Origin of the sequence: Paeniroseomonas aquatica (assembly GCF_030409335.1) — a bacterium.
Lineage (GTDB): Bacteria > Pseudomonadota > Alphaproteobacteria > Acetobacterales > Acetobacteraceae > Belnapia > Belnapia aquatica.
Genome location: NZ_JAUFPN010000274.1, coordinates 1 through 3,192 on the forward strand (window position 1 = coordinate 1; position 3,192 = coordinate 3,192).

A 3,192-nucleotide genomic window follows, 5' to 3' on the forward strand; every position below is an offset into this window, starting at 1 on the left:
GCCGCCACCCAGCGCATCATCGCCCAGGCGGGGCGGTGAAAGACCCTGCCCGGGAGCCTCCCGGGCAGGGTCGCATTCCCATTCCAGAAGGAGGCTCCGATGTCCCGGATCACGCGCCGTGCCCTGCTGGCCAGCCTGGCCCTCGGCTGCATCGCCGCGGCCCAGGCCGAGACCCTGCGCTGCCGCTCGGTCAACGGCAACGTCACCTGCGCCGGCTCGGGCGCTGTCGCCTGCCAGACCGTGAACGGCCGCACCATCTGCAGCTCCGGCGGCATCGTGCAGGAATTCGGCGCCCGCCCCGGCGCCCCGCCGCCCCGGGCGGGGCGCGAGGCCGAGCCGCCGGAGGTGGAGGATGCGCCGGAGGAGGATGCGCCGGAGGAAGACCGGCCGCCGCCCCGCCCGCGCGCCCGGCAGCTCACCATCGAGCGGCAGGGCCCGGCCGGGCGGCTGTTCCTCGAACGCGACGGCAGCCGGCTGCGGCTGCGCACCGACCACCAGGCGGTGGACCTCGACTGACCGGATATGTGGCCCGGGCCACAGCGCCGCCGCGGCCGGCCCACCAGGATGCCGCACAGCACGAAGGAGGACCCCGATGCGCCGCTTGCTGATCCCCGCCCTGGCCCTGCTGGCCGCCGGCGCCGCCACCCTGCCCGCCCTGGCGCAGGACAGCGGCGGGCTGGAGCTCTCGCCCGAGGCGCTGGCGGTGGGCGGGCCGCGCGGCCTCGCCCGGCCGCTGCGGATCACCTTCCCCAGCATCGGCGCCGCCGACCTGCAGGCGACGCCGACGCCGGCCGAGCGCCGGCAGCGGCACCAGGCGCTGATCGCCCGCACCCGCGGCGACGGCGGCTTCCTCGACGGCTTCGCCCTGGGCCAGCCCCGCGCCGCCAGCCGCCAGCCGCCGCCGCCGCCGGTCGAGCCGGCCTTCGTGCCCATCTTCATCGACCAGCGGACCAAGGTGGTGAACCGCTTCGAGGCGCCGGTCGCGGTAACCGTGGGCGACAACAACCTGGTGCAGCAGCAGGGCGGCGCCTCCGGCTCCGGGCCGACGGCGCTGCAGCAGGTGGCGACGGTCGGCGGCCAGGCCTCCGGCGGCGGCGGCGGCGGCGGCGGTGGCCGGCGGCGCGGCACCGAGGGCGGCGGCAATACCAACGTGGTGACCTCCAGCGGCAGCATCGTGCAGACGGCGCCCGGCGGCGGCCGGCGGGGCGCCCCGCCCTGACCGGCCCGGCGCGAGGCGCCGCGGCATCCGCGGCGGCCGTGCCGCGTTGGACCACGGTGGCCCAGCGACCGGCCGCCGACAGGGGACCCCGCCATGCGCCATCCGTTCCGCCGTGCCGCCCTGCTGGGCTGCGTCCTGGCCGCCGCCGCCTGTTCCTCCGGCACGCCGCAGGAATTCGACCGGCGGGCGGCCAGCTTCGTCGGCCGCCCCGAGGCCGATGTCGTGGCCGGCTTCGGCGTCCCCAGCCGGACCTACGACGGCGACGGCCGCCGCCTGCTGCAGTACGAGCTGGCGACGCCCTCCGCGGCCCCCGCCATCCGGCCCAGCATCGGCCTCGGCATCGGCGGCTGGGGCAGCGGCGTCGGCCTGGGCACCGGGCTGGGCTTCGGCGGCTACGCCGTCCCCGACCTGTGCGTGCTGGTCTTCGAATCCCGCGAGGGACGCATCGCCGGCTTCAGCCGGAACGGGCCGGGCTGCGTCGCCAAGGCGGCCTGAGGCTGGCCGCCGCCCGGGCCGGCCGGTAGCCTGCCCCGGATGGAGACGAAGCCCGGGTGCCGCCCCTCGCCGCCCCGGCGACTGCCACGCCTGGCCGCTGCGGCGCCGAGGCCCGACCGGGCCCGGCGAACAGGACGCGCCGCGGCGCGTTACCGCCCCGCAACCACAGCCCGGGATCCCCGCATGCACCCCACCGACCGGCTCACGACTTCCGCCGCGGCAGACCCGACGCTGCCGGACGGGCGGCCGCTCGAGCCCCCGGTCGCGCCGCCCGGCACCCCGCCGGCGCCGCCGCCGCCGGCCTTGCCCGGCATGCCGGCGCAGGCCGCGGCATGACGGCCTGGACCCGGGTGGCCGATCCGGTCGCCGATGCCGCCCTGCTGCCCGCCTGGCTGGTCGGCCGGATGCTCGCGGCCCGCCCCGGCGGCGCCTTCGGCCTGCTGCTGACCACCGGCGACGTGCTGCGCGTCCGCACGCTGGCCGCGGCGCATGTCTCCTCGGCGGGGACCATCCTGCTCGACGTCGAGCTCGACCACGCCGGGGTCCCGGCCGGCGTCGACCAGGCCTGGCAGTCCAAGCACTACCTCGGCGCGCCGGTGCCGGGCCTCGCCGCGCAGGCGACGGTGAACCTCGCCCAGGTCGTCCTGGCGGTGGCCTTCGCCGAGGGCCCGGCGGTCGAGGGCCCCGGCGATGCCGCCACCGAGGCCAATATCTCGGCCACCGTGGGGGAGCTGCGCGAGGCCGCCGAGGCGGTGGACGCGCCCGCGCCGGGCTAGGCGGCGGCCGACGCGGCGGCCGGGATCGCGGCGCGGAATGTGATAGGATCAGCCCATGCAGCCTCCCGCGCCGCCCGCACCCCTGCCGCCCGAGGGTTCCCCCCCCGGGCGCCTGCCCTGGGACTTCCACCCCGCCCTGACCGAGGAGCGGCTGCGGATCTGCGCCCGCATGCTGGCCAATGCCCGCCGCGACGCCCTGGCCATGGCCAGCTACGAGCTGGGCGACGATCCCTGGTCGGTCGGCTGCCGCGCCTTCGCCTTCGGCCGCAACCGGCTGGAGCGGGCCGCCAGCTCCGGCGACTTCCCCTGGCTCGAGGTGCTGGACGACAGCGCCCACTTCGTCTTCCTCATCGGCGGCAACGGCAACGGCGTGCCGGTCCGCTTCTACCGCGGCGCCGCCGAGGAGCCGACCGAGCGCACCCTCCGGCGGCAGGAGCTGGAGGTCCAGCAGCTCTCGCTGGCGCTGGGCGAGGCGGAGGCCGAGGGCATGGCCTTCCGCCTGGCGGTCGAGACCGACGAGGCCGGCCGGGTCGAGCGGGTGGTCTTCCTGGCGCTGCGCGGCGAGGACCGGGTCGAGTGCTTCTGGCCGGTGCCGCTGGAGCTGCCGGCCGAGGCGGCGACCGGCGCCGCGGTGCAGCTCCGCCTCATCGCCGACGACGGCTACGAGGGCCCCCGCGAGGCCGCCCGGCGGCCGGCGCCCCC

6 protein-coding genes are annotated in these 3,192 nt (G+C 78.3%); all 6 read left to right on the plus strand.

What is annotated here, in order from left to right; translation table 11 throughout:
- Nucleotides 1–99: 99 nt before the first annotated feature.
- Nucleotides 100–516: a hypothetical protein gene (locus QWZ14_RS29330; protein ID WP_290320611.1), complete on the plus strand. Its 417-nt coding sequence runs from the start codon at nt 100–102 to the stop codon at nt 514–516.
- A 76-nt stretch (nt 517–592) separates the two neighbouring features.
- The gene (locus QWZ14_RS29335) at nt 593–1,219 is read left to right on the plus strand and encodes a hypothetical protein (protein WP_290320612.1); all 627 of its coding nucleotides are present in this window, start codon (nt 593–595) and stop codon (nt 1,217–1,219) included.
- Between the two features lie 93 nt (nt 1,220–1,312).
- Nucleotides 1,313–1,714 (plus strand): hypothetical protein, encoded by a 402-nt coding sequence (locus QWZ14_RS29340; protein WP_290320613.1) that lies wholly within the window; start codon nt 1,313–1,315, stop codon nt 1,712–1,714.
- 183 nt (nt 1,715–1,897) lie between these two features.
- Nucleotides 1,898–2,050, plus strand: coding sequence for a hypothetical protein (locus QWZ14_RS29345; RefSeq protein WP_290320614.1), 153 nt, complete (start codon nt 1,898–1,900; stop codon nt 2,048–2,050).
- Nucleotides 2,047–2,490 carry a hypothetical protein gene (locus QWZ14_RS29350; protein ID WP_290320615.1) on the plus strand — a complete coding sequence of 148 codons (444 nt, stop codon included), beginning with the start codon at nt 2,047–2,049 and terminating at the stop codon, nt 2,488–2,490. The genes QWZ14_RS29345 and QWZ14_RS29350 overlap by 4 nt, the downstream gene beginning before the upstream one ends.
- 55 nt (nt 2,491–2,545) lie before the next feature.
- Nucleotides 2,546–3,192 (plus strand): hypothetical protein (locus QWZ14_RS29355; RefSeq protein ID WP_290320616.1); only part of this gene is annotated, 647 nt, incomplete at its 3' end.